29 protein-coding genes are annotated in these 24,806 nt (G+C 72.1%); 12 read left to right on the plus strand and 17 right to left on the minus strand.

The genetic code is table 11. The features are described 5' to 3' along the window. Positions 1–91: 91 nt before the first annotated feature. The 6 genes from ACIGO8_RS02945 to ACIGO8_RS02970 form a co-directional block, all read right to left on the minus strand. Complete coding sequence (locus tag ACIGO8_RS02945; protein WP_399723091.1) at positions 92–514, minus strand: ATP-binding protein; 423 nt, start codon at positions 512–514, stop codon at positions 92–94. 108 nt (positions 515–622) lie between these two features. After that, positions 623–1,054, minus strand: a complete 432-nt coding sequence (locus ACIGO8_RS02950) for a (deoxy)nucleoside triphosphate pyrophosphohydrolase (RefSeq protein WP_399723093.1) — start codon at positions 1,052–1,054, stop codon at positions 623–625. Positions 1,055–1,114: 60 nt separating this feature from the next. Then, the gene (locus ACIGO8_RS02955; protein ID WP_399723095.1) at positions 1,115–1,294 is read right to left on the minus strand and encodes an SPOR domain-containing protein; all 180 of its coding nucleotides are present in this window, start codon (positions 1,292–1,294) and stop codon (positions 1,115–1,117) included. 305 nt (positions 1,295–1,599) lie between these two features. Then, on the minus strand, positions 1,600–2,352 hold the full coding sequence (locus tag ACIGO8_RS02960) for a GntR family transcriptional regulator (protein WP_399723096.1): 753 nt from the start codon (positions 2,350–2,352) through the stop codon (positions 1,600–1,602). A 208-nt stretch (positions 2,353–2,560) separates the two neighbouring features. After that, positions 2,561–3,709: a DUF4190 domain-containing protein gene (locus tag ACIGO8_RS02965; RefSeq protein WP_399723098.1), complete on the minus strand. Its 1,149-nt coding sequence runs from the start codon at positions 3,707–3,709 to the stop codon at positions 2,561–2,563. Between the two features lie 191 nt (positions 3,710–3,900). After that, positions 3,901–5,478 carry a S8 family peptidase gene (locus tag ACIGO8_RS02970; protein WP_399723100.1) on the minus strand — a complete coding sequence of 526 codons (1,578 nt, stop codon included), beginning with the start codon at positions 5,476–5,478 and terminating at the stop codon, positions 3,901–3,903. Between the two features lie 272 nt (positions 5,479–5,750). Between ACIGO8_RS02970 and ACIGO8_RS02975 the strand changes: the two genes are divergently transcribed. Further along, positions 5,751–6,863, plus strand: a complete 1,113-nt coding sequence (locus ACIGO8_RS02975) for a threonine synthase (protein WP_399723102.1) — start codon at positions 5,751–5,753, stop codon at positions 6,861–6,863. Positions 6,864–7,045: 182 nt separating this feature from the next. Here the strand turns inward: ACIGO8_RS02975 and ACIGO8_RS02980 are convergent, their stop codons facing one another. The 9 genes from ACIGO8_RS02980 to ACIGO8_RS03020 form a co-directional block, all read right to left on the minus strand. Continuing rightward, a complete protein-coding gene (locus ACIGO8_RS02980; protein WP_399723104.1) occupies positions 7,046–7,378 on the minus strand; it encodes a hypothetical protein in 333 nt (110 codons plus the stop codon). 78 nt (positions 7,379–7,456) lie between these two features. Then, a complete protein-coding gene (locus ACIGO8_RS02985) occupies positions 7,457–8,185 on the minus strand; it encodes a DUF4232 domain-containing protein (protein WP_399723106.1) in 729 nt (242 codons plus the stop codon). A gap of 166 nt (positions 8,186–8,351) precedes the next feature. Continuing rightward, a complete protein-coding gene (locus ACIGO8_RS02990; protein WP_399723108.1) occupies positions 8,352–9,776 on the minus strand; it encodes an acetyl-CoA carboxylase biotin carboxylase subunit family protein in 1,425 nt (474 codons plus the stop codon). Continuing rightward, positions 9,773–10,021 carry a hypothetical protein gene (locus ACIGO8_RS02995; protein WP_399723110.1) on the minus strand — a complete coding sequence of 83 codons (249 nt, stop codon included), beginning with the start codon at positions 10,019–10,021 and terminating at the stop codon, positions 9,773–9,775. The genes ACIGO8_RS02990 and ACIGO8_RS02995 overlap by 4 nt, the downstream gene beginning before the upstream one ends. Continuing rightward, positions 10,018–11,079, minus strand: coding sequence for a ketopantoate reductase family protein (locus ACIGO8_RS03000; protein ID WP_399723112.1), 1,062 nt, complete (start codon positions 11,077–11,079; stop codon positions 10,018–10,020). The genes ACIGO8_RS02995 and ACIGO8_RS03000 overlap by 4 nt, the downstream gene beginning before the upstream one ends. 195 nt (positions 11,080–11,274) lie before the next feature. Next, positions 11,275–11,862, minus strand: coding sequence for a TetR family transcriptional regulator (locus tag ACIGO8_RS03005; protein ID WP_399723114.1), 588 nt, complete (start codon positions 11,860–11,862; stop codon positions 11,275–11,277). 191 nt (positions 11,863–12,053) lie between these two features. Further along, positions 12,054–12,896: an SDR family NAD(P)-dependent oxidoreductase gene (locus ACIGO8_RS03010; RefSeq protein ID WP_399723115.1), complete on the minus strand. Its 843-nt coding sequence runs from the start codon at positions 12,894–12,896 to the stop codon at positions 12,054–12,056. A gap of 32 nt (positions 12,897–12,928) precedes the next feature. Continuing rightward, positions 12,929–13,621, minus strand: a complete 693-nt coding sequence (locus tag ACIGO8_RS03015) for an HAD family hydrolase (RefSeq protein WP_399723117.1) — start codon at positions 13,619–13,621, stop codon at positions 12,929–12,931. 126 nt (positions 13,622–13,747) lie between these two features. Further along, positions 13,748–14,725: a ScbA/BarX family gamma-butyrolactone biosynthesis protein gene (locus ACIGO8_RS03020; RefSeq protein WP_399723119.1), complete on the minus strand. Its 978-nt coding sequence runs from the start codon at positions 14,723–14,725 to the stop codon at positions 13,748–13,750. Positions 14,726–14,981: 256 nt separating this feature from the next. Here ACIGO8_RS03020 and ACIGO8_RS03025 point away from each other — a divergent pair, with 256 nt between their 5' ends. The 4 genes from ACIGO8_RS03025 (at position 14,982) to ACIGO8_RS03040 (ending at position 17,450) form a co-directional block, all read left to right on the plus strand. Further along, a complete protein-coding gene (locus ACIGO8_RS03025) occupies positions 14,982–15,650 on the plus strand; it encodes a ScbR family autoregulator-binding transcription factor (RefSeq protein ID WP_399723121.1) in 669 nt (222 codons plus the stop codon). 142 nt (positions 15,651–15,792) lie between these two features. After that, complete coding sequence (locus tag ACIGO8_RS03030; RefSeq protein ID WP_399723123.1) at positions 15,793–16,407, plus strand: antibiotic biosynthesis monooxygenase; 615 nt, start codon at positions 15,793–15,795, stop codon at positions 16,405–16,407. A 227-nt stretch (positions 16,408–16,634) separates the two neighbouring features. Next, positions 16,635–16,817: a hypothetical protein gene (locus ACIGO8_RS03035; RefSeq protein WP_399723125.1), complete on the plus strand. Its 183-nt coding sequence runs from the start codon at positions 16,635–16,637 to the stop codon at positions 16,815–16,817. 3 nt (positions 16,818–16,820) lie between these two features. Next, positions 16,821–17,450 (plus strand): DUF6000 family protein, encoded by a 630-nt coding sequence (locus ACIGO8_RS03040; RefSeq protein ID WP_399723127.1) that lies wholly within the window; start codon positions 16,821–16,823, stop codon positions 17,448–17,450. Between the two features lie 190 nt (positions 17,451–17,640). Here the strand turns inward: ACIGO8_RS03040 and ychF are convergent, their stop codons facing one another. Further along, positions 17,641–18,729: a redox-regulated ATPase YchF gene (ychF, locus tag ACIGO8_RS03045; RefSeq protein ID WP_399723128.1), complete on the minus strand. Its 1,089-nt coding sequence runs from the start codon at positions 18,727–18,729 to the stop codon at positions 17,641–17,643. Positions 18,730–18,879: 150 nt separating this feature from the next. On the opposite strand from ychF, the gene ACIGO8_RS03050 reads away from it, so the two are divergent. From ACIGO8_RS03050 to ACIGO8_RS03060, 3 genes are all read left to right on the plus strand, one after another. Further along, on the plus strand, positions 18,880–19,533 hold the full coding sequence (locus ACIGO8_RS03050; protein WP_399723130.1) for a DUF6542 domain-containing protein: 654 nt from the start codon (positions 18,880–18,882) through the stop codon (positions 19,531–19,533). 319 nt (positions 19,534–19,852) lie between these two features. Beyond that, positions 19,853–20,215, plus strand: a complete 363-nt coding sequence (locus tag ACIGO8_RS03055) for a MarR family winged helix-turn-helix transcriptional regulator (protein WP_399724287.1) — start codon at positions 19,853–19,855, stop codon at positions 20,213–20,215. Further along, positions 20,212–21,660: an MFS transporter gene (locus tag ACIGO8_RS03060; protein ID WP_399723132.1), complete on the plus strand. Its 1,449-nt coding sequence runs from the start codon at positions 20,212–20,214 to the stop codon at positions 21,658–21,660. Before ACIGO8_RS03055 ends, ACIGO8_RS03060 begins: the two co-directional genes overlap by 4 nt. A 102-nt stretch (positions 21,661–21,762) precedes the next feature. Here the strand turns inward: ACIGO8_RS03060 and ACIGO8_RS03065 are convergent, their stop codons facing one another. After that, complete coding sequence (locus ACIGO8_RS03065; RefSeq protein ID WP_397620509.1) at positions 21,763–22,101, minus strand: winged helix-turn-helix transcriptional regulator; 339 nt, start codon at positions 22,099–22,101, stop codon at positions 21,763–21,765. A gap of 39 nt (positions 22,102–22,140) precedes the next feature. Between ACIGO8_RS03065 and ACIGO8_RS03070 the strand changes: the two genes are divergently transcribed. The 4 genes from ACIGO8_RS03070 to ACIGO8_RS03085 all read left to right on the plus strand — a co-directional run bounded on the left by ACIGO8_RS03070 (position 22,141) and on the right by ACIGO8_RS03085 (position 24,788). Next, the gene (locus ACIGO8_RS03070) at positions 22,141–22,704 is read left to right on the plus strand and encodes a carboxymuconolactone decarboxylase family protein (protein WP_399723134.1); all 564 of its coding nucleotides are present in this window, start codon (positions 22,141–22,143) and stop codon (positions 22,702–22,704) included. Between the two features lie 38 nt (positions 22,705–22,742). After that, positions 22,743–23,036, plus strand: a complete 294-nt coding sequence (locus ACIGO8_RS03075) for a DUF1330 domain-containing protein (RefSeq protein ID WP_399723136.1) — start codon at positions 22,743–22,745, stop codon at positions 23,034–23,036. 147 nt (positions 23,037–23,183) lie between these two features. Further along, a complete protein-coding gene (nadC, locus tag ACIGO8_RS03080) occupies positions 23,184–24,071 on the plus strand; it encodes a carboxylating nicotinate-nucleotide diphosphorylase (protein WP_399723138.1) in 888 nt (295 codons plus the stop codon). Positions 24,072–24,446: 375 nt separating this feature from the next. Beyond that, a complete protein-coding gene (locus ACIGO8_RS03085; protein WP_399723140.1) occupies positions 24,447–24,788 on the plus strand; it encodes a hypothetical protein in 342 nt (113 codons plus the stop codon). Positions 24,789–24,806: the final 18 nt, after the last annotated feature.

Below are 24,806 nucleotides of genomic sequence, written 5' to 3' on the forward strand. Positions count from 1 at the left end.
GCACCACGGCCCCCGTCGGCACGACGTTCACGATCACAGGGTGGTCTCGTTCGTTTCCGGCCGAGTCCCGCTGATCGTCGTCCCACCCTGTTTACTCACCAGGCAAGGCCAGCTCGAACCACACGGTTTTGCCGGTGCGCCCGGCGCGGGTGCCCCAGCGGCGGGCGGATCCGGCCACGAGCTGGAGTCCGCGGCCGCCCTCGTCGTCGGGACCGGCGGGGCGTTCGGTGGGCCGGTCCGGAAGCGGATCGGAGACCTCCACGAGGAGCGCGGGGCCGTTCCCCTGACCCGTTCCCTCGGGTGGGCGGCGGACCAGGCGGACGCCGATGGGGCCGGAGGCGTAGCGCAGGGAGTTCGTGACCAGCTCGCTGACCAGAAGGACGGTCACGTCTCCGATCGCCGCGTCGAGCTGCCAGCTCCTCAGGGTGTCCCGCACCGCGTGGCGGGCCGTGCGCACGGCATTGGCCTCCGCGGGGAAATGCCATTCGGCGCAGTCGCCTTCGGTGTCGATCACGAGGCCCACGTCCTATTTCGGGGGGTTAATCACGACATACCCGATATTGGGAGTGGGATATCCCGCGCGACTCGACCGCGGCGCACGGTGGCACGAACGGCGCACGCGTCAGCCGCGCACGCCGCCCTCGGGCGCGGCGGGCAGCAGCCGCGCCGCCTCGGCGACGGCGGGGCGGTCCTGGTCGAGCCAGTCGACGGAGTCCAGCTCGTGGCGGGCCAGCCAGCGCAGCTCGTCGTGGTCCTCCAGGGGCTCCGGCACACCGGAGCGCACGCGGGCGGCCCAGACCCGCAGGACGTAGCCGGGCTTCAGCGGCCACTCGCCGGGCAGCCGCGCACCGACCTCGGTCTCGATGCCGAGTTCCTCGCGCAGCTCCCTGACCAGGGCCTCCTCCGGGCTCTCACCCGGCTCCAGTTTGCCGCCCGGCAGCTCCCAGCGGCCCGCGAGCTCGGCGGGCGCGCTGCGCCGTGCGGCGAGCAGCCGGCCCTGGTCGCACAGGGCTCCGGCGACGACCACGACGGGGTCGGTTCGGTGTTCTGTCATGGGGCGGAGCGTAGCCCGGGCGGCCGCGGCGGCCGCCCGGGCGAGAGGGCGTCTCTTCGCTCAGAGCGCCGGCTGACCGATGCGCTCCACCGAGTAGAGCTGCTTGTGTCCGCGGTCGTCGAGGCTGTCGGCGATCTTCTGGGCTTCGTCCTTGGTCGCGTACCGGCCGACGCGGTAGCGGTTGCCGTTGTCGTCCTGCCGTATGACCAGCCAGGGAAGGACGGGACCGCTGTCGCTCATCGGGCTGCTCCCTCCGCCGGTCCGGCCGTGTCTAACGATCTGCTGGAAACCGCAATGCGCATATGCCCGAGCTTACGCCTGACCTTTACACAGCGGATATGAGTTTTCACAAAGAGGTACACATTGGCCAGGAACCGGCTCTCGGGCGCGAAACACCCGGCCGCCGCCGCCTTCGCGGCCGCCCTGCTCACCGCGGTCGAAAACGGGCCCGGACAACACTCGCCGCGCCGCCCGGGTGCGGGCGGCGCGGCGAGTTCGAACATACGGAAGCGGGCCGGCGGGCGGGCCGGCGGGCGGTCCGGAGGTCAGCGCACCGGCAGGTGGTAGGCGATCCGGTAGCGGTCGGCCGGGACGACGACGTCGGCGGTCTCGACCGCGCGCCCCGAGGCGTAATACGTCCGCTCGATGACCATCACCACATGGCCGGGCACTCCGCCGAGGGTCAGCAGCTCCTCCGCGAGGCCGGGCCGGGCGCCGACCTCCTCCACGACGTTGTCCACGACCACGTCGATCGCGGCCATCCGCTCGACGACGCCGCAGCCGCCCAGCGGGCCCTCCTCGGGCAGCATCACCGGGGTCCGGCCGGTGACGGCGAGCGGCTCCCAGGAGGTGGAGAGCATCATCGGCTCGCCCGCGTCCCGGTACACGTACCGCGTGCGCATCACCCGCTCCCCCGGCTCGATGCCGAGCCGGGCGGCGAGCTCCGGGCTCGCCTGCTCCTGTTCGCTGCTCGACTCCCAGGTGCCACGCGCGCCTTCGGCCGCCTGCTCCTGCCGGAAGGGAGTGGCGCCGGCGGCGGGCCGGTATCCGGAGCGGGCGATCCGGCGCGGCACGGGACGCTCGCGCACATAGGTCCCGGAGCCCGAGCGTCCTTCGACGAGACCCTCGGCCATGAGGACCTTGCGCGCCTCCAGTGCGACGGTGTCCGAGACTCCGTACTCCTCGCGGATGCGCGCCTGCGAGGGAAGCCGGGTGTGCGGGGGAAGCGAGCCGTTGGCGATCTTCTCCCGGAGGTCGCTCGCCACCCGCAGATAGGCCGGCTGCTCACCGAACGTCACTGGACACTCCCCTCAGCTTGACTGTCTGCTACAGCCTGACAACCGAGGGTGCACAGCCGCAAGCATGGGCCAGAGTTTCACCCGAAGTGATGACTTGTCTTTACGTAAACCTCCGCCGCGGGTATAGCCACCGAACTCCCGTCGCAATACCCGGCCTTGGCCGCCCTCCGCCGCGTCCGCCGCGCCGCGTCCGCCGCGTCCGCCTCCGTCAGGCCTTCTCGGAGTCCTGGCTGAGGGTGTCCTCCAGGTCGAGGGCCGTCCGCGACGCGGTCTCGATCTTGCGGTCGACGGAGTCGTAGGCGACGTCGTAGACCTCCCAGAAGGCGTCCGCGTCCTTCGCCGTGGCGAGCTTCTGCCACTGCTTCTCGGCCGCGTCGAGCTTCCTCACCAGCTCCGCGACCGGCTCGGCCGAGCCGCCGGGCCAGTGCCGCGTGCGCAGGCCGTTGCTCTCCCGCCGTACGACGTCGTGGACCTCGGCGGCCCAGGCCTTGTTCTCGGCCAGGTCCTCGTCGGCGTCCTGCTCGGGCTCCTTGAGCATGGCCGTGTCGATGGCGTTGACCGCCTTCAGGAAGCTCACCTGATCGGCGTTCAGAGTGGTCGCGTCCCTCCGCAGCGAGCCGGTGAAGGGCGCCTTGTCCGTGGCGTACGAGCAGGTCACCGTGCGGTCGCCGGCCCGCCAGGAGACGCTGGTCGGCAGGTAGTAGTAGGTCCAGACGTCCTCCGGGACGGCCCACCGGTCCAGCGCGTAGGCGTCGTTGATCTCCTGGCAGCGCTCCTCGGCGACGTCGTCGACCGCGTCCTCGCCGGGCCACTTGGTGAAGCCGGTGAGCTTGAAGCTGCCGGTCACCTCGCCCTCGTGCGGCTTGCCGCACGCCACGGTCTTCACGTCGGTGGTGTACGACTCCAGCTTGCCGTCGACGCGGAAGCAGTCGCCCTTGCGCAGCCCGAACGGCGACTCGGAGGCGGCGGCCTCGTCCACGCCCTTCTTGAACCCCCGCCACGCCTCACCGATCCCGCCGGTCACGAGACCGACGATCACCAGCAGGGTGGCCAGCGAGGAGAGCACGATGCCGGCGACGGCGAGGCCCTTGCCGCTCTGCTCCCGCTTCTTGATCTGGGGCAGGGCGATCAGACCGAAGACCAGGCCGAGCGGCGGCAGGCAGCAGACGACTCCGGACACCAGCGACGCGACGGCAAGGCCGTTGGTGGTCTTCCGCGGCGCCCCGTACGGGCTCTGGGGCCCGTAGGGTCCCGCCGGCCCGAAGGGTCCGTAGGGACCGGGCGAGGCGTACGGCCCCGGGGCGGGCGGCACAGCCGGCTGCGACTGCGGATACTGCGGCGGCTGGGACGGGTCCACGAGTACGGAGCTCCTGTGGGGGCGGGAAGAGCGGGCCTTCGGCGAGTCGAACGGGCGCGCGCATCGTACGTGGTCCCGGGGCCGCGGCGGTACGGGGGTCCGGCGACGCGGGGAGGGGCGGCCGCCGGATCGGCGACCGCCCCTCCCTTTCAGTTACTCAGTCGGTCAGTCGGTCCTGACCGTCATCACCGTCAGAACTGCAGCGCCCAGGAGTCGATCTTCCCGGTGTCGAGGTTCGCGTTGTCCGTGACCCGGAGCTTCCACGTGCCGTTCGCGACCTCCGAGGAGGCGTTGACGGTGTACGTGGTGTTGATGTTGTCCGCGCTGCCGCCGGTGCCGAAGGCCTTCAGCGTGTACGCCGTCCCGTCGGGCGCGATCAGCTGGACCTGGAGGTCACCGATGTAGGTGTGGACGATGTTGACCGGCACCTGGAGGGCGGCCGGGGCGTTGCCCGAGACGCCGCTGACGGTCACCGGGGACTCGACGGTCGCGTTGTCGTTGATCGCGTAGTCCGCGGTGTTCTCGAACTTCGGGCCGGTGGGCGGCGGGGTGGTGCCGCCACCGACGAACAGCAGCCGGTTCGGCGAGCCGCTGCCGGGGCTCGTGACGACGTTCGGGGTGGCCGCGGCGACGAGGGCCGAGGAGACCTGCGCCGGCGTGGCCGTCGGGTTGGCGGCCAGGTAGAGGGCCGCGGCGCCGGCGACGTGCGGCGTGGCCATCGACGTACCGGAGATGGTGTTGGTGGCCGTGTCGCTGGAGTTCCACGACGAGGTGATGGAGGAGCCCGGCGCGAAGAGGTCGAGGCCGCTGCCGTAGTTCGAGTAGCTGGCCTTGGCGTCGCTCGACGTCGTGGCGCCGACCGTGATGGCCTCGGCGACCCGGGCGGGCGAGTGGTTGGCCGCGTTGTCGGTCTCGTTGCCGGCGGCGACGGCGTAGGTGACGCCGGAGGCGATCGAGCGGCGAACGGCGTCGTCGAGGACGGAGTCGACACCGCCGCCGAGGCTCATGTTGGCGACGGCCGGCTTCACGGCGTTCTGCGTCACCCAGTCGATGCCGGCGACGACCTGCTCGGTGGTGCCGGAGCCGGAGTTGTCGAGCACGCGGACGCCGACGATCTTGGCCTTCTTGGCGACGCCGTACGTGTTGCCGGCGACGGTGCCGGCGACGTGGGTGCCGTGACCGTGGCCGTCCTGCGCGGTGTTGTCGTTGTCGATGGCGTCGTAGCCGTAGGAGGCCCGGCCGCCGAGGTCGCTGTGGGTGATGCGGACGCCGGTGTCGATGATGTACGCCGTGACGCCCTGGCCCGCGGTGTCCGGGTAGGTGTAGCTCTGGTTGAGCGGCAGTGCCTTCTGGTCGATCCGGTCGAGGCCCCAGGACGGCGGCGAGGGCTGGGTGCCGTCGATGTGGAAGACGCGGTTCTGGCTGACGGACTCGACGGCCGGGTCGGCGGCGAGCTTCCTGGCCTGCGCCTCGGAGAGCTCGACGGAGTAGCCGTTGAGCGCCGCGGTGTACGTGCGCTTGATCGTGGCGCCGAACTTCGTCGCGACGGCCCGGCCCTTCGCGGTCTCCGCCTGGGCGGCGGACTCGCGCAGGGTGACGATGTAGCTGTTGGGGACGGTCCCTTCCGCGCCGGCGTTCAGGATGACGCCTTCGGCGGCGGTCCCGGCGGCGGAGGCCGGGAGCGCGGAGAGGGAGCCGAACGCGAGGGCAGCGACGGCTATGGCACCGGCGGCGGCGAGTCTGCGCCGCGAGTCACGCATCACGGACATGTGAGGGGTCCTCCTCATAGGTGGTGCGTCGTGTGGGGGTACGTGGGGGGTTGCGGACGTGCGGTTGCGGACGTGCGGGACGAGCAGGTCGTACGGAACGTGCGAGGCACACACGGGCAGGTACTGCATGGACATGACAAGAAAGGCGTGAGAGGTCCGCGCCGTTCGTCATCTCCGGCTGCCGACCGAAAGATTGACCGATCCATAGGAATCCCACAAGGGCTCCGAGCGCCACGCAACGCGCCCGCCACACGCCTGCCATCCTGGGGATCATGACGGCCTACGTGTGCCCCCGATGCCAGGTCCACGCTCCCGCGGACAGTCTCACCTGGTGTTGTCCACGCTGCCGCGGCCCCTGGGACCTCGACTTCAGCAGCGCGCCGGTGCCACTGGCGTCACTTCCGTCACGTGTGAATTCATTGTGGCGTTACGCGGAGGCCCTGCCGCTGGCCACCGAGATCCCTCATGTGACCCTCGGGGAGGGCCGCACACCGCTCGTGCCGCTCACCGACACCGTTTCGGCCAAACTCGACTTCCTCATGCCCACGTTGTCCTTCAAGGACCGGGGCGCGGTGATGCTGGCCGAACTGGCGCGCCGCCTGGAGGCGCGCGCCGTGATCGCCGACAGCAGCGGCAACGCGGGCACGGCCGTCGCGGCGTACGGAGCCCGGGCCGGTCTCGACTGCTCGGTGTACGTGCCGGACGCGACCTCCCCGAAGAAGCTGGAGCAGATCCGCGCCCACGGCGCCCGTACGGTCGTCGTCCCGGGCGACCGCGAGGCGACGGCCCGCGCGGCCCGCGCCGCCGCCGACGAGCCCGGCGTCTTCTACGCCTCGCACGTGTACAACCCGCACTTCCTGCACGGCACCAAGACGTACGTCTACGAGCTGTGGGAGGAGCTCGGCGGCCGGCTGCCCGACACCCTCGCGCTGCCGGTCGGCAACGGCACACTGCTGCTCGGCGCGGCGCTGGCCGTCGAGGAGCTGTACGGCCACGGGCTCGTCGACCGGCGGCCCGCGCTCCTCGCCGTCCAGGCCGAGGCCGTCTCCCCGCTGGCCGCCGCCTTCCACGCGGGCGCGCAGGAGCTGCCGGGACCGGCCGAATCCCGCCCCACCCTCGCCGAAGGCATCGCGATCCCGAACCCGCCCCGCGCGGCGCAGATCCTGCGGGCCGTACGGGAGTCGGGCGGGACGTTCCTCACGGTGACGGAGGCGCAGATCCGGGCCGCGCAGCTCGATCTGGCGCGCCGCGGGCTGTACGTGGAGCCGACCGGCGTCGCCTGCTGGGCGGCGGTACGGGCCGCGCCGCGGCGGCCCGGCACGACCGTCGTACCGCTGTGCGGGTCGGGCGCGAAGACGGGCCTCGCGGCGCCGGCCGGCCCGTAACGCCTTGGGCTTCGTCCCGTCAGGCGTCCTCGCGTAAGACGTCCTGCGTCAGACGTCCGCGCGTCAGGCGCCGTCCCGTCAGGCGCCGTCCCGTCAGGCGTCCTCGCGTAAGACGTCCTGCGTCAGACGTCCGCGCGTCAGGCGCCGTCCCGTCAGGCGCCGTCCCGTCAGGCGTCGTCCCGTCAGGCGCCCGGTCCGGCCGCACCCTGTTCGTATCCGAACTCCGGCACCCGCGTCTCCAGCCACTGCGCGCCCGCCCAGCCCGCCGCGAGCAGGGTCGCCACGACGGCGAGGCCGAGCAGGAGCGGCGAGCGGCGGCGCAGCAGCGCCCAGACGCCGAGGGCGAGGGCCGGGATGCCGAGCATCATCACGGGCAGTTCCAGCCACACCACGCCGAGGTCCCGCCCTTCGCCCTCGAAGCCGCCGGTCAGGGCGGGAGTCGCGCCGATCCCCCACACCACAAGACCGGTGGCGAAGCCGCCGAGTACGGCGAGGCAGCCGATTCCGTCCTTCATGGCGAGGAGGACGCGCCGGGCGGGCCCGATGGTTCGCGGGGATCAGCGGCGGGCTCAGAGGTCGGCTCAGAGGCCGGCTCAGAACTCGTCGGCGCCGTTGCGCAGTTCGGGCGTCCAGTAGCCGGTCTTGGCGGCGGACTCGTTCACGGCGAGGCCGCCGGCCGGGGCCTTCACGACGACGCTGCCCTCGGCGGGCGCGTCGGCGGCGAAGAGGTTCACGTTGAAGGAGCTGACGACCTTGTTGTCCTCGTGGGCCCCGCCGAGCACGACGCGCACGTTGGCGTAGGCGGGAGCGCCGGGCTCCAGGACGACGGGGGCGGCCGGCTTGCTCTTGGCGACGGCCGGGATGTCCTTGGCGGTCTGGATCTGGCCGAAGGCGATCAGCGGGTAGCCGTAGAGGCGGCAGGCGCGGCCAGAGGTGTTGGTCGCGGTGAGCACGATGTGCTCGGTGGGCGTCTCGTCGGCCTTCGCCGCCGTGATCTTCACGTCCTTGTACGTGCAGGCCGCGGCCTTGGCCGAGGACGCCGAGCCGGAGCCGGCGGAGGCCTTGGCGGCGGTGCCGCCGGAGGTCTTGGCGCCGGTCGAGCCGCCGGCCGTGGCACCGCCGGTGGTCGAGCCGCCCGTGGTCGAACCGCCGGTCGCGGTGCCGGTCGCCGTGCCGCCCGTGACGGCGGTCGTGGTGGCGCCGTTCGCCGCCCCGGACGGCGCGGCGCCCTCGTCACGGGTGCCGTCGTTGCCGCCGCAGGCGGTCAGGCCCAGCGAGAGGACGGCGGCGGCGGTGACGGCGAGGACGGTGTTCTTGCGCATGGTGGATCTCCCCCGGTTCAGGTCGGACGGCACCGTGTCAGTGCCGTGTACAACCTTCCCCTCCGCCCTTGCCGTCCTGCTTGCGTACCGCTAACGCTCCACTGCCGTCCCGCCGTCCCGCCGTCCCGCCGTCCTCAGCCGGGGCGCCGTCCTCAGTCGGCGCGCCTCATCGGCCGGCTCCCCCCATGACCGGGACCTGGGCCCGCGCCTCGGGCTCGAGCTCGGTCTCGGTCTCGGCGTCGTGCTCGCCCCGGACCTGGGCCGGGACCTGGGCCGGAGCCGGGAAGCGGCCGGTGCAGGCGTCGAGCGTGTCCAGCCAGACCTCGCGCAGGGTACGCACGATCTCGCCCATGTCGGTGCCGGGCGCCGTGAGCACCACGCAGCCCTGCGCGGCGAAGTCGGCGCCGTCCCGCGGCGTCGCGTGCAGCCGGCGCCGCGCCGGGCTCAGCCAGTCGAAGCCGGTCACGACGAGCTCGCCCGGCAGCAGGCGGTGGGCGGCGGCGGTGGCCGCGACGGCGTACTCGAGCGGCGACGGGCCGGCGACGACGTCCTCCGGAGCGAAGTCCCGGTCGGTCTTGACGCCGAGCATCACGGTGGCCGCGGAGCAGGCCGGCGCGGACAGGGCGGGGCCGGCGGTGTTCCCGAAGGCCGCGTCGACCCAGCGCTGGTGCAGGTCGACGCCGTACACCCAGTAGGCCAGGTCCCAGATCTTCATGCCGGCCGGGCGCCGGTGGGGCGCGACGACCGCCGTCCGGCTGCCGTCGTCGCTCAGTCTGATCTCGTGGTGGAAGGGGCCCTCGCACTGCCCGACCAGCCAGTTCACCTGCCGTCCCGCCCGCTCGACGGCGGACCGGCCGGCGTGGTCGAGCCGGGCGGGCAGGATCTGGGCGAGCTCGACCGGGTAGCGGCCGGCGGCTCTGACCTTCTCGGTGACGAAGGAGAGCGAGCCGAGGCCGTCGAAGGAGTACTCGCGCCGGTAGGGCAGCAGTTCCTCGCAGATGACGCCGTTCTCGACGTACGGGCCGACCTCGGCGAACGCGGCGTCGACGCAGTCCCCGGGCCCGACCACGACCACGCCCCGGTTGTCGCCCTCCCTGGCCGGCTTCACCACGAAGCCCTCCGGGTGCCAGCGGGCGAAGTCCGCCAGGCCCTCGCACGAGTCGACCCGCGCGACGTCGGGCACGAGCAGGCGCTGGGCGGTGAGCAGCTTGCGGTGGGCCGCCTCGCTCCGCCGGTAGGCGTGCTTGCAGGCGGCGCCGGCGGCGAGTTCCGGGGAGTCGGTCCGCAGACCGAGGCGGGCGAGCAGCTCGGCGCCGCTCCGGACCGCGTCGTCGGAGAAGACGACGCCGGCCACGAACTGGTCGCGCCGTGGCCCGAGGAGGCGTTCGGCGGCGTCGGCGAAGTCGGGGCGCAGCGGGTCGAGGTCGATCACCTCGTCGCAGAGCCCGGCGTCGACGGAAGTCGGGTCGGCGCGGACCAGGGTGACGGCCGTCCCGTAGGACTCGCGGGCGTACGTGCTCATGCGGCGCACGTCGTCCACCCGGGAGCGGTCGTAGTCGACGATCAAGAACCGTCCGATGGGTTCGCTCATCGCGCGTTCCTCTCGTACTGGATGTCGCCGGCGGGCACGGAGGCGCGCGCCGAGGGTGGCAGCAGCGGGCCGGCGTCGTGGCGTCGCGGGTGGCGCGGGTGGCGCGGCGGGAGCGGGCCCGCCTCCGCCGCCTCCTCGCTCGGGCGGCATCGCGGCAGCCGGCCGGGTAACGGCTCGGGCGCGGTGGGGTCGCCGGTGACCGTCCGGTCGGCCGTCGTCCCCACGGCGCCGTCCGGGGCCCTCATGCCGCCGCTCCTTCCAGGTCGCGCGCCTCGGCGGCCCGGGCCTCGCGCAGCGCGAGGACCTCGTAGAGGAGGGCGTTGACCGGCGTCGGGGTGCCGGTGCGGGCACCGAGCCGGACCACCGCGCCCGTCCAGGACTCCAGTTCGGAGGGCCGGCCGGCGGCGATGTCGCGCTGGAGGGAGGAGGTGCCGTCGGCGGGCTGCCGGTCGACGAGGTCGAGGGTGTCGACGATGACGCCCTCCGGCAGGAAGGTGCCGGTGGCCGCCGCCACCCGGCGGATCTCGGCCATGGCGTCGGCGAGCAGCCGCCGGGTGCCGGGCCGCGAGCGCAGCGCGCCGACGGGCGCGTCGGTGACCGCGCCGACGGCGCCGACGGAGGCCGCGAAGAGGAACGCGGACCAGAGTTCGGCCCAGATGTCGCGCGGGACGACGGCCGTCACGCCGGCCCGCTCCAGGGCGACCCGGAGGCGTTCGACACGCTCCGTGGGCCGGTTGTCCCACTCGCCGAAGGCGAGGGAGCCGGGGCCGCCGAGGTGCCGGATCCGGCCCGGTTCCGCGACGTACGCGCTGATCCTCGCGCTGCCGGGCAGCACCGCGTCCCGCCCGAGGGCCTCGGCGACCTCGGCCGGGCCCTCGACGCCGTTCTGCGTGGTGACCACCGCCGCGCCGTCCGCCGTCAGCGGCTTCAGGAGCGGGAGGGCGCCCGGCAGCTGCCAGGCCTTCACGGCGAGCAGGACGACGTCCACGGGGCCGATCTCGCCCGCGTCGTCGGTCGCCCGCAGCGCCTCGGCCGGTACGGAGAAGCCGCCTGGTACGGAGCCCACGGCCGGGCCGGAGCCCACGGCCGGGCCGGAGCCGGTGGCCGGGCCGGGTCCGGTGGCCGGCCCGGGGTCGGTGGCCGGCCCGGAGCCCATGGCGGGGCCCTCGACCGTGAGGCCCTCGCGCCGGAGGGCCTCCAGGTGGCGTCCCCGCGCGACGAACCGGACGTCGTGTCCGGCCGCGGCGAGACGGCCACCGAAGTAGCCGCCGACACCGCCGGCTCCAACCACCGCTACTTTCACGGACCTTCCCCGTTTCTCTGCGATGCGCCAAGCGGGCGCCCAGGGGGCACGCGCCTCGGAGGGCGATCCCTCCGACGCCTCAAACGATACAGAACGTTCGCTTTGTTTTTCTAGGGGGCCGTCACCACGGGAGCGGAGGGACTCCGGTGCGACATCGACGCCGGGCAGGGCAACAGAGCCGCACCGCCACAGCGCTCAGCCGTCGCTTACGAGGACTCCGGACAGCGCCAGCCGCCAGATGTGCCCCAGACGCTCGGCGACGCCGCCTCCGGCGACGGGCCCGCCGGAGACCGCAAGGGCGGCCCTGACCTGCGATTCCGCTCCGGCGAGCAGATAGACGACGAGATCCGCCGCGACCTCCCGGACCTCCTCGGCGCACACCAGGCGCAGCTGCTCGCGCACCGCCGGCAGCCAGACGCCCGTCCAGCGGCCCGCGCCGCCGGGCCGCTCCCGCGCGAGCCGCACGGAGGAGCGGACGACAAGGTCCTCCTCCAGCAGCTCCACCAGGCCCACGGTCAGCTCGATGACCGCCTCAAGCCCGGTCGTACGGCCTTCGGACAGCCGCTCCACCAGGGCCCGGGCGAGCGCGAGGCCCTCTTCCTCCACGGCGTCGGCGAGCGCCGCCTTGGCCGGGAAGTGAAAGGTCAGGGCGCCCATCGAGACATCGGCCAGCTCACTGATGTGCGACAGTCTGGCGCCTTCGTAGCCGGCCTCGTCGAACTCCGCCGCCGCGGCCCGCACCAGTGCGCCGCGCGTCCGCACGGCCCTTCGCTGGATCGCCATGCACGTGCTCCCTTCCTCGCCGACGGACGTCACCCTCGCCATTGTTCGTCAAAAAAATAGCAAGCGTTCTGAATTATTTGTCGAGCGGGAGGGCACGAATGCCCGCGAGCCGCGGCCCGGAAACAACGTCGGGGGCGACCGGAAGATCCCGGTCGCCCCCTCGTCGGGACGCCTGTCGCGGTCCCGTCGTCCTACAGGCCCGTCGCCCCGCCGTCGACGGCCAGCGCGGTTCCGGTCACGAAGCCGGAGCGCTCGCTGCACAGCCAGGCCGCGGCCTGGGCGACCTCGTCGGGTGCGCACATCCGGCGCTGCATCGAGTGGGAGAGGAAGGCCTCCTCCAGCTCGGGACGCGCGCCCAGGACCTCCTCCATCATCTCGGTCCGGGTCGGGCCGACGACGAGGGCGTTGACCCGGATGCCCCGCTCGCCGTAGTCCGCGGCGGCGGCCCGGGTCAGCCCGATCACCGCGTGCTTCGCGGCGACGTACGCGGCCGACGCGCCGGTGGCCTTGAGCCCGGCGACGCTGGAGGTGTTGACGATGGACCCGCCCGAGCCCGTACCGCCCGCACCACTCGTACGACGCATACCGCCCACATCACCCGCATCGCTCGCATCGCCCGCATCGCTCGTACCGAGCATGGCCGGCACCTGGTGGCGCAGGCAGTTCCAGACCCCGCGCAGATTGACGTCGAGGGTCCGCTCGTAGACGGCGTCGTCGATCTCGTGCAGCGGTGTGCCCGCCGTCGCGTAACCGGCGTTGTTGAAGGCCGCGTCCAGCCTGCCGAAGGTCTCCACACCGACGGCCACGGCCCGCTCGACGTCGTCGGACGAGGTCACGTCACCGCTCGCCGCGACGGCCCGGCCGCCCGCCGCGCGGATCTCCTCGACGAGCGCGTCGAGCCGTTCCTTGCGCCGCGCCATGAGCACCACCGCGGCGCCCTCGGCGGCGAACAGCCGGGCCGCGGCCGCCCCGATACCGCTGGACGCGCCCGTGATCATGGCCACCTTGCCGCTCAGCAACGCTTCCGCCTTCATCGCCTCTCCCCTCCTTCTCGCCCGGCCGGCCGTCAACGCCCGGCCACGGAGGCGGCGGCCTCCTTGTCGAGCACGCCCAGCAGCTCGTCGTCCACGGCGTGCAGCGAGTCCACGACGTGGCGGACACCCGCCTCCGTCATCAACCGCCGCTGGAAGCTGTGCTCGAAGGAGCTCGGATGCCCGACGAACGGCATCCCGAGCCGCCCCGCCTCCTCTCCCACCCGGGCCACGTCGTCGATGACGAGCACCTGGTCGTACGCGAGGCCGAACGCGCCCGCGATCTCGCGCAGTCCGGGCCGGAAGGAGTCGGTGCAGAGATAGCCGGGCGCGTCGAACAGCGCGGCGTGCGCGCCGAGGAAGGTGTCGAAGTGGTCCTTGGCGAGCCCGCCGTAGCAGACCGTCGCCAGTCCGGCCGCGCGCAGCCGCCCGACCAGCTCGACGGCCCCGTCGCTCACCCGTACCGGGTGCTCGGCGACGTACCGCGCGCGCTCCTCGAAGTACGCGGCGAGCGCCTCCTCACCGGTCATGGACGACCCGATCGCCTCGGCGAGCAGCCGGCCCGCGATCGCGCGGGGCTGGGAAAAGATGCTGCGCTCGAGGTCGGCGGTGTACGCGCAGCCGCGGCTGACGAGGAAGTGGTGGATGACGGGGCTGAAGGTGTCCTCCAGCATGACGCCGTCGATGTTGAGCGCGCACAGGCGCAGGTGTCTGAGCGGCCGAGCCATGTGATCCCCCTGATGACGTGATGTGAACGCGCGAACTCGTGCACGCGCGAACCAGCAATGGCACGAACTAGTAATGGCACGAACTCGTGATCTGCAGCGAGGAGTTGACGGAAGGTCAACGTATGGTCAACGGACCCGGCGGTCGCGCTGGGCGGGGATCCGTGGCAGCGCCGCCTGCGGCACCGGCGTGGTGGTCACGAGCGCGGTGAAGGCGTCGGCGCCGTTCTGCTCGGCGCGGACGCGGATGCTGTCGGCCGCGGCGACCTCGGCGTGGATCCAGCAGGGCGCGTCGAACTCCACGTACTGCGTGAAGGCGACGTCCATGGCGGTGGCGATCACCGGCCGCGGGCCGGCGGCGGCGTGCGTGGCCTGCCGGGCCGCCTCCAGGAGCAGCATGCCGGGCGCGTGGTCGACGGGGTGGTCGAAGAGCACCGGGTGGGAGTGGTCGACGCGCAGCTGCATGCGCAGCGCCGTGTTGGTGGGCGAGACCACGACGTCGGCGAAGCGGGCGCGGGCGACGCGGCCGGGCGCCATCGGCGGGGCGAGCGGGAGCGAGCGGCGGACGGCCTCGTCGATGTCGGCGTAGGGGCCGCGCAGCCGCGGGTAGACGCTGGGCGCGAGGTTGGCGAAGGCGGTCTCCACCCGGCCGAGGTGCCGGCCGTCGACTCTCATGTCGACGGCCATGCGCACGGAGGAGAGCCGGCCGGCGCGGCGGACGACGTCGGAGCAGACGATGTCCATGTCGACCTCGGCGGGCGCGGCGCCGGTGACGGCGAGGGCGGCGGGGTCGATCTCGTAACGGAAGGTGCTCCAGGTCTGCCGGTGGCCGAAGGGCACGTCGTAGGCGACGTGGCTGAGCAGCGGCACGGTCTGGCGGACGGACTCGGCGATGAGGAGCGGGTCGTGGTGGCCGTTCACCTGAGCGTAGAAGGCGTGGCCGACGGGCCAGCGGGCGGTGACGCGGAAGCGGTCGGGCGCCACCGGGAACCAGCCGGTGAGCAGCACTTCGGACTCCACCGTTTTGTGGACGAATTGCCGCGGGACGGAAGTGGCGAGCAGGTCGTGCAGGTCTCTGGTGCGGACGTCGGCAATGGTGACGGACATCGAGTTCCCCCTGGAAGGCCATGGACGCGCTGAGTGGCATGACAGGTCGTTCCAGCGACGAAAATAAAGAATGCTCGTTTTGTTTTGAGTCAAACAATGGCAAAGGAAACACCATTACTTGACCAAGTGAGCCCGTTCAAAGTACCCCGAAAGAGGACTACCCTGCCCCAACCCCTGCCGTGACAAACGTCAAACTGGCAACAAGTGTCGATGCCACGTAACATAAGAAATGTTCTGTTTGTTCTAGGAGGTCCGCGTGTCGCAGCCGAAGCAGGAGAGGGCCATCCAGACCCGTAAGGAGATCCTCCGGGCCGCGGCTGTCGTCTTCGACGAATCGGGTTTCGCCGGCGCCAGCATCAACCGCATCCTGGGCGAGGCCGGCCTCACCGCCGGCGCGCTCTACTTCCACTTCAAGTCGAAGGAAGAGCTCGCCCGCGCCGTCATGAACGCGCAGCCCGACTCGATCATTCCCTGGCTCACCTCCGAGGGCCTCCAGCGCCTGGTCGACATCACCCTGGTCTGGGCACACCAACTCCAGACCGACGTCGTCCTGCGCGCCGGCGTCCGCCTGACGACCGAACAGGGCTCCTTCGGCGTCCGGGACATCGCCCCGTACCAGGACTGGAGCCGCATCATGGCCGACTGCCTGCGGGTCGCCGCCGACAAGGGCGAACTCCAGGCCGGCATCGACCCGGCCGAGCTCGCCGACTTCATGGTCGAGGCGTGTACCGGCATGCAGACCTACTCCGCCGTCGCGAGCGAGGCCCGCGCGGACCTCGTCGACCGCGTCATCCGCATGTGGCGCCTCATGATGCCCGGCATCGCGGTCCCCACGGTCATCGCCCGCACCGAGGTCAACCCGGCCCGCGCCCAGGCCGCCCTCCTCGACGCCACGGCGGCGAAGACCTCCGAGCCCACCGCCTGACGGCACTCCACCCGAGCACCGGACCGGGGGCCGCCTCGTCACCTGATTGCCCTCGCCGCGTTGCCCTCCGACCGCCGTCACCATCGCATGGAGGGGGCGACGCGAGCCCGCAGGGGGCCACGGGAAGGCAGGAGCAGGCGCTATGTACGTTCGCAGCATCTACGTGACAGGTGACCCGGCCAAGCTCGACGAGGTCGCGGAGGCGCTCCGGACCGAGGGGCGCGAGCTGCTGTCCGGGCGGCCGGGCTACCGCGGGATGGGGCTGTTCGTCGACCGCGAGCTCGGCAAGCTGCTGGTGGGGTCGTGGTGGGAGGACGAAGCCTCCCGCGAGGCCAGCTTCGAGGCCCTCGCCGAGCGCCGCAACGAACTGCTCGCACCCTTCGCGCGAACCGTCACCTTCGACGCCTGGGAGGCGGCGGTCGCCCGCCGCGCCGACGACCTCGGCCCCGGCGCGGCGTTCCGGCTGGTCCGCATGGACGTCGAACCGTCCGACATCGACCTGCTGATCGACACCTTCCGCGACACGGCCCTGCCCAAGATCGAGCAGATCCCGGGATACGCCGGCATCTCCCTGCTCGTCGACCGCACCCACGGCAAGGCCGCCGTCGGCGCCCTCTACACCGACCGCGACGCCCTCGCCTCCTCCCGCTCCGCCATCGCCGGCATCCGCGGCGAAGCCACGACCAAGGCCCGCGCCACCACCCGCAGCCTCGAGGAATTCGACGTCCTCCTCGCCACGGCGGTCCCCCACGCCTGACCGCCCCTGGGGAACGGCAAAGGCCGCCTGACCTGCTTCGCAGCGGGTCGGGCGGCCTTTCGCCGGAGGTGCCAGACTACGCAGGTGAGCGACTCCTGCCCCCGCCCGTTCTGCGAGCACCGCGTCCTGGGCGCGAGGCCCGGCTCGTACGAGACCCCGTGGCCCGACGCCCGCTCGGCGCCCTGCCGGCGGCTCCCCCCTTTCCGGCGCCGGAACCACTCCGCGTCATGACCTCCCCCATCGAGACCCCCGCTCTGATCGCCCACCTGCGCAGCGACAACTCCACCGTCCGGGAATGGGCGGCGATGGCCCTGGCGAGCCTGGAGATCGACGACGCCATCGCCGTCTCCGGCCCCGGCCCCGGCCCGGACTGGGAACTCGACTGGACCGACCTGCACCCGGAGCGGTGACCGATGCCTTCCCAGCACCCCGAGGAGCTCGGCCACGACCATGTGGTCGAGAGCTACGTGACGAGGACGTACGGCGGCCTCCCGCGCTACCTCGTACTGAACGGCGGACGGTTCCTGGGCCCCCGGTGGTGGCACACCACCCGCTTCACCCGGCACCTGCTGAATGACGCCGCCGCGATCACCGACAAGGAGCTGGACGCTCTCCTAGGGTACGAATGGCGCTCGCGTCTCACCGCCGCCTGGCTGATCGGCGTCGACCGCCGCGAGCGGTTTCGGGCACGCATCGGCGACCTGCTCCTGGCCAGCGAGGTCTGCTACTCCGGCAGCGCCTACTGCTTCGCCCTGGCCCGCTTCGGCACCCACGCCGACGCCGAGATCCTCACCGCCTACCTCGACCACTACCTCCCCCGCACCGACCTCCACTACGACCAGCCCGCCGCCCTCGGTGCCCTCCTCCGACTCGACTGTCTCCTCGGTAACCACCACGCCGACGGCTTCCTGGAGCCCGACGGCCTCTGGGACGAGTGGGTCAAGGGCATGGGACGCCTCGGCTACCCCAGCCACATCCCCGCCGAACAACGCCGCTGGGCGGATCTCCAGTGCGAGTTCGCCAACGGCTGGCGACGCCTGTAGGTCGCGGCGCCATCACGTTGTTCGTGGCCGCGCTGTTCGTGCCAGTTGGCGGCGGCGCGGGCCAGGTGCACGGTGGCGAAGCCGCTCCCCCGCACGCTGACCGACGTCAGCGCGCCGCGGACTCTGTGCGGATCGCAAAGGCCGCCCAAACCTACTCCGTAGCAGGTCGGGCGGCCTTTCGCCGGACGTGTCAGACGTTGAAGCGGAACTCCACGACGTCGCCGTCCTGCATGACGTACTCCTTGCCCTCCATGCGGGCCTTGCCGGCGGCGCGGGCGTCGGCGACCGAGCCGGTTTCGACGAGGTCGGCGAAGGAGATGACCTCGGCCTTGATGAAGCCCTTCTGGAAGTCGGTGTGGATGACACCGGCCGCCTCGGGGGCCGTGGCGCCCTTCTTGATGGTCCAGGCGCGGGACTCCTTGGGGCCGGCCGTCAGGTAGGTCTGGAGGCCGAGGGTGTCGAAGCCGACGCGGGCGAGGGTGGCGAGGCCGGGCTCCTCGGCGCCGACGGACTGGAGGAGCTCCATGGCGTCCTCCTCGTCGAGCTCGGCGAGGTCGGCCTCCAGCTTGGCGTTGAGGAAGATCGCCTCGGCCGGGGCGACCAGCGCGCGCTGCTCGTCCTTGAAGGCGTCGTCCGACAGCTCGTCCTCGTCCACGTTGAAGACGTAGAGGAAGGGCTTCATGGTCAGCAGGTGCAGGTCGTGGAGGAGCTCCGCCTGCTCCGAGCCCTGCACGATGCCCTGCGAGAAGAGGGTGTCGCCCTTCTCCAGGATCTCCTTGGCCGCCTCGACCGCCGCGACCTTCGGGGCCACGTCCTTCTTGATCCGGGACTCCTTCTGGAGGCGCGGCAGGACCTTCTCGATGGTCTGGAGGTCGGCCAGGATCAGCTCGGTGTTGATCGTCTCGATGTCGTCCTTCGGCGAGACCTTGCCGTCGACGTGGACGACGTTCTCGTCCTTGAAGGCGCGGATGACCTGGCAGATCGCGTCCGACTCGCGGATGTTCGCGAGGAACTTGTTGCCCAGGCCCTCGCCCTCGCTCGCGCCGCGCACGATGCCCGCGATGTCGACGAAGTCGACGGTCGCCGGGAGGACGCGCTGCGAGCCGAAGATCTCGGCGAGCTTGTCCAGGCGGGCGTCCGGCACGCCGACGACGCCGACGTTCGGCTCGATCGTGGCGAACGGGTAGTTGGCCGCCAGCACGTCGTTCTTGGTCAGGGCGTTGAACAGGGTCGACTTGCCGACATTCGGCAGACCGACGATTCCGATCGTGAGCGACACGGTGGCGACTTCCCTAGAGCGGATGGATGCGAATGTCCCCCAGTTTACGGGGGCACGGACCGGGCCCAAGACGGCGCTCTTCCGGCCAAGGTCACCCAAAGGGCGTGTCCCGCATGCTGTTCCCGGCCCTTCCCGACCTACGTTGGTGACGTGGAGCAGCACAGGACACGCAAGCCGCAGCCCCGCCGGCCCGCCAAGGGTCGGCCGCAGGCCCCGCCTGCACCGTCGGCACCGCCGGTGCCGCCGGCGCCGCCCGGCGCACTGGTCGAGGGCGCCGCGGTCTATCGGGTCGCCACCAGGCCGCGCCCCGGCCGGCCCCGCCTCGAGCGGCCCGCGCCGCCGGTCGTCGTCGCGCTGCGCAGGCTGCCCAACCCGCGCCTGACCGGCCTCGGCGCCGGTCTCTTCGCCTCGGCCGTGATGCTGGTGATCGGCTTCCTCGACTGGCTGCTGTTCGACGGCTCGCCGCTCGTCTTCGGGCTGCTCTTCCTGCCGCTCAGCGCCCTGACCGCGCTCTGGGTGAGGACCGCGGATCTGGTCACGGCGCCGATCAGCGTGCCGATCGCGTTCGCCGTCGGCGTCGTGCCGATCTCGGGCGGTACGGCCGGCGTCGGCGGCCAGGCGATGGCCCTGGTCACGGCCCTCGCCGTGCACGCCGGGTGGCTGTACGGCGGGACGCTCGTCGCCGGTCTGATCGCGAGCGTGCGCAAGGTGCGGGACATGAGCCGCCGCCAGCGCGCCGCGGCCGCCGGCGCGGCCGCGAACGCCGTCCGCCCGGTCCGCCGCCCGGCCCCTGAACGCGGCTGAGGCCGGACGGACCGTCGAAGCCCCGAGCCGCCTGAGCCTCGGACCGCCGGCTCGGCTGACTGGCCGCGCCCGTGAAGCCTCGGCCTCGGCCGGACCCGGCCCCCGCCCCGTACAAGGCCGTCTGACTGGCGAGCCCGCGCGCCCCCGCCCCAGCCGGTCCCGGCCCCCACCGGCGTAAGTCCATTTACATAAGAACTGAATATAAAGCTGTTATGCTTCCGCCATGAGTCGTCAAGACACCGCTCCTGGCGCGCCCGCCGCCATCGGAGCAGCCCTCTACGGCCTGGCCACCCGGGCCGCGCGACGCCTGCCCCGGGACATGAGCCTGACGTCCGCCGCCACCCTGGCCACCCTGGACCGGACCGGGCCGCGGCGTATCACCGATCTGGCCGCGGTCGAGGGCGTCACCCAGCCCGCGATGACCGCCCTGGTCCGGGTCTTGGAGGAGTCCGGTCTGGTCGAGCGGCGGGGCGACGCGTCCGACAAGCGGGTCACGCTGGTGTGCCTGACGGAGGCCGGCGCCTCCTATGTCCGGACGCGGCGCCAGGCGGGCATCCACGCCTTCGAGCGGTTGATCGGCGAGCTCACCGGCGACGAGGTCGAGGCGCTGGTGGCGGCCCTTCCGGCGTTGAGGCATCTGGCAGAGCTCGAGAACCAGGACCGCGAGGGGCCGAAGCAATGACCGGGCAGCCGGTCGGCCCGGTCGCGGCCGAGACGTTCCCGGTGGCGCGTTCCGGGGCGCGGCTGCTGGTCCCGGCCCTGATGTTCATCGCTCTGGTCGTGGCGGCCGTCGGCAGCCTCGGGACGCCGCTCATCACCAGCGTGGCGACCTCGTTCCACGTCTCGCTCGGCAGCGCGCAGTGGACGCTGACCGTCGCGCTGCTCAGCGGCGCCGTCGCCACGCCGGTCCTGGGTCGGCTCGGAGCCGGCCCGCACCGGCGGGCCACGATCATCGCCACGCTGGCGGTCGTCGTCGCCGGCAGCGCGCTCACCGTGCTGCCGCTGCCGTTCGCGTGGCTGCTGGCCGGCAGGGCGGCCCAGGGCGTCGGGCTCGGGCTGACGGCGCTGATGATGGGCGTGGCCCGGGACCACCTCCCCGAGGAGCGCGGCGCGGCCGCGATCGCCCTGATCTCGGTGGTCTCGATCATCGGGGCCGGTGTCGGCTACCCGCTGGCCGCACTGCTCGCCGAGCTCGGCGGGGTACGGGCCGCCTACGGCCTCGGCCTGGCCGTCACCGCCGCCGCCCTCCTGACCGCGTGGCGCTCCCTGCCCGAAGCCCCCGAAGGCCGCTCCGCGCAAGTGGACGTGCCAGGCGCGGTCGTCCTGGCCGCTGCGCTGCTGTTGGTGCTGTTCCTCGCCGGCGAACGGAGTCTGTGGAGCCGGCACCTCGCCGTGGCGGCGGGCCTCGCCGTCGTCGCGGTGGTGCTGCTGTGCGTCTGGGCCGTCATCGAGCTGCGCGGCACGACGCCCCTGGTCGATGTGCGGGCGGTGCGGCACCCGGCGGTCGCCGGGGCGAACCTGGCCATGTTCGTCGGCGGGATCGGCATGTATCTGCTGCTCACGCTCATCACCCGGTACGCGCAGACGCCGCACGACGCCGGCTACGGCTTCGGGCTGACGACCTTCGTCGCCGGGCTGGTCCTCGTCCCGTTCTCGGTGCTGGGGTTCGTCGCCGGCAAGCTCACGCCGCGGCTCCGGACGCGGATCGCCGGCCCCTGGCTCCTGGCCGGCAGCGCCGTCGTGGTCGGCGGCGGGTTCGCCCTGTTCGCGGCGGCCCGGTCGGAGCTGGCCGAACTGTTCGCGGCGATGGGCGTGCTCGGCTTCGGCGTCGGCGGCTTCGCGGCCGCCATGCCCGGCGTCATCCTGGCCGTCACCCCCAAGAGCGAGACGTCGAGCGCCATGAGCTTCAACTACGTCGTCCGCAGCGTCGGGTACTCCCTGGGCAGCGCCATCGGCGGCCTGATCCTCGCCGCGGGCACCGGCCCCGGCCACCTCTTCCCCGACGACAGCGCCTACACCACCGCGGCGCTGGTCGGCATCGGCGCCATGGCGATCACGACGCTGACAAGCCTCGCCCTCGCCCGCCGACGCCCGTCCGAGACCACCCGTGAAAGCTCGCGCACATAGGTGGTGGGGCGAGCCTCTACAGCAGGGCGGGCACCGCTCCCGATGAGCACCGAGACGCGACGCTCTGCGGCCACCGGAGACGGTGTCCGTCCTGCACGGCCGTCAGTCCGCCGCTTTGGGCCGCCAACCGGAGGCCCAGTCATCGAGCGGGGCGAGAGATTCTCGAAGGGTCCTGCCCTGTTCAGTGAGCAGGTACCCCTCGCCGGTGTTCTCGACGAGATCGGCCTGTCCTAGCTCGCGAAGCCTGTCTGCCAGGACGCTTGACGAGACGCCGCCGCATCGTTGCTGGAGCTGGCGGAAGGTCGGAGATGAGCCGTCCCGCAGCTCCCACAGGACCCGCAGCGCCCAGCGTCGGCCCAAGAGGTCCAGGAGCGCCATGATCGGTCGCCCCGTGTGCGAGCCGCGGACCCGGCGGCCTGGGAGTGGTGTGGGTCGGGTCATCTGCTTCCCTTTCCAAAGCGGCAATGTTAACGTCCCGCCGTGCCTCTGAAATCGAAGCAACCGCGCATCGAACCACTCTCGCCGCCCTATGGCGAGGAAGCCGGCGAGGCCCTTGAGCTCCTCGGACACTCACCCATCCAGCTGTTCCGGGTGTGGGCCCGCCGGCCCGAGCTCGCCCGCTCCGTCGCGGGCTGGGGAAGCTACTACTTCTCTCGGCGCTCCGCTCTCACTCTGCGTCAGCGCGAGCTGGTCATCGGCCGGACCACCGCGCTGTGCGGCGCCGACTACGAGTGGGCCGTGCACGTCGCGTTCTTCGCCGAGAAGGCGGGACTCGACGCGGCGCAGCTCGCGTCCCTCGCGAATGGAAGGCCGACGGACGACTGCTGGCACACCACCGATCGTGCCGTGCTCGAAGCGGTCGACGAACTCCATGCGACCTTCGACCTGTCCGACGACACGTGGGCGAACCTGGTCGCTGTCGCGGATGAAGACGCCGCACTCGATCTGGTCTTGGTGTGCGGTTGGTACCACGCCATTTCGTTCGCCGTCAGGGTGCTCCGCCTGCCCCTCGAGCCCGGCACCGAGCCGATCTCCGCGTACTGATCCACGTCGGATGCACTCGTCCCCACACTGGAGGTTCCATGCCCAAGGGCTACTGGGTCAGCGTCTACCGCACCATTTCGGACCCTGAGAAGCTGGCTGCTTACAACAAGCTGGCCCGCCTGGCCGTCGCGCCCTGGGGCGGGCGGACCCTCGTCCGTGGCGGTCGGGTCATGGCGTACGACGCCGGCATCGCCGAGCGCACCGTCCTGGTCGAGTTCGACAGCTTCGAGCAGGCCGTGGCGGCGCGCGACAGTGCGGCCTACCAGGAGGCGCTGGCCGCCCTTTCCGACGGCGTCGAGCGCGACTTCCGCATCGTCGAAGGCCTCGACTGACTGATCGCAAGCGGTGGGCTGCCGAGCGTGCCGACGCCCCGCCCCACTGCCGCCGCCGCTGCCGGCGCAATCGGATCCGACAGCGGTCCGCGCGCGGGGCACCTCAGATTTCCGGCCCGTCACCACAGAATCGGAGACCAACGGACCATGACAGAGTTCCCCTTACAGGCGGCACGAACCGCCGTCGCCGCTGCCCTGGCCGAGGACGAGTCGGGCCAGGACATCACCACCGCGTGGAGCGTTCCCGAAGACCTGGCGGCCGTGGCCGAGATCCGCGCCCGGCAAGGCGGCATCGCCGGCGGTCTCCCCGTCGTCGCCGAGGTCTTCGCCCAGGTCGACCCCGAGGTCACCGTGCACCCGCTCGTCCCCGACGGCACCCGGCTGACCAGCGACGATGTCCTGGTGCGCCTGTCCGGCTCGGCGCGCAGCCTGATCACCGGGGAGCGTACGGCGCTGAACTTCCTGCAGCGCATGTGCGGTATCGCGACGCTCACCGACCGCTACGTCCAGGCGGTGGCCGGGACCGGGACGCGCATCCTGGACACCCGCAAGACGGCGCCGGGCCTGCGCGCCCTGGACAAGTACGCGGTGACCGTAGGCGGCGGCCACAACCACCGGCTCCACCTCGCGGCGATGGTGCTGCTCAAGGAGAACCACATCGCCGCGGCAGGCGGCGTGACCACCGCGATCGACGCGGTCCGGCGCGGCATGGCGCGTACCGGGCAGACGGTGGAGACCGATGTCGAGGTGCAGACCGTGGCCCAGGCCGTTGAGGCCCTCGATGCCGGAGCCCGCTGGATCATGCTCGACAACATGCCGGTGGCCGACGTCGAAAGAGTCGTCAAGATCCGGGCCGAGCGTGCCGACGCCTCCCAGATCCTGCTGGAGGCCTCGGGCACCGTCCGTCTGGACGGCGTCCGCGCCGTCGCCGAGACGGGAGTGGACTTCATCTCGGTCGGCGCGTTGACGCACAGCGCGCCCGCGCTGGACCTGACGATGCTGCTGACGACCGACCCGGTGCCGTGCCCGAGGTAGGGGTCATGGACAAGGCCTCGCCTGCGCTCGGCACATGGCTCGCGGGTTCTCCGGATGCTCGAAGGTGCTCGTTCAGGCGCCAGTAGAGTGGCGGCAGACGAGAGAAGAGATCCTCCGATGGACTCCCGCGTATCGCGCATACGCTCCACGTTGGCGAAGGTCCCGTACCAGGCACGGCGCAGCCACTCGATGGGTGCCGAGCGCCACCGGTTTCGCCTTGGCCCCCGAGTCAGTGCCGCACAGGCGGACGACTTCGAGCGCGAACACCACATCGCCTTGCCGTCGGCCTACCGAGAGTTCATCGGCGAACTCGGAGGCAGCGGAGCCGGCCCCTTCTACGGCCTGCTTCCGCTGGAAGACTGCAGGCTCTTCACCATGGACCGAAAGCCCCCGGACGGCACCGCGCGGGGATTCCATCACGCGGACCACCCGGACGCGCTCCAAGGAGATCGGTTCCTGCACATTGTCGAGATGGGCTGCACCGACCTGTGCCTCATCGGCGTCACCGGGCCCCTCGCCGGCCGCATGGTCACCGGCAACGCGGACGGCTTCCGGCACTCGAACGTCTCTTCCGCCCGGGACTTCCTGAGCTGGTACGAGCGCTGGCTCAACCACATGCTGGAGGGCAAGGACAACCCCGCCCTGGGGCTCACCTCTCCTCCCACCGTCGCACGTGCCTCCTGGGGACCCAGGGCCATGGCCCGGAGAGCTCGGTGACCGTACGCCGCAGACGGT

It is taken from the genome of Streptomyces sp. NPDC053493 (genome assembly GCF_044544825.1).
GTDB lineage: Bacteria > Actinomycetota > Actinomycetes > Streptomycetales > Streptomycetaceae > Streptomyces.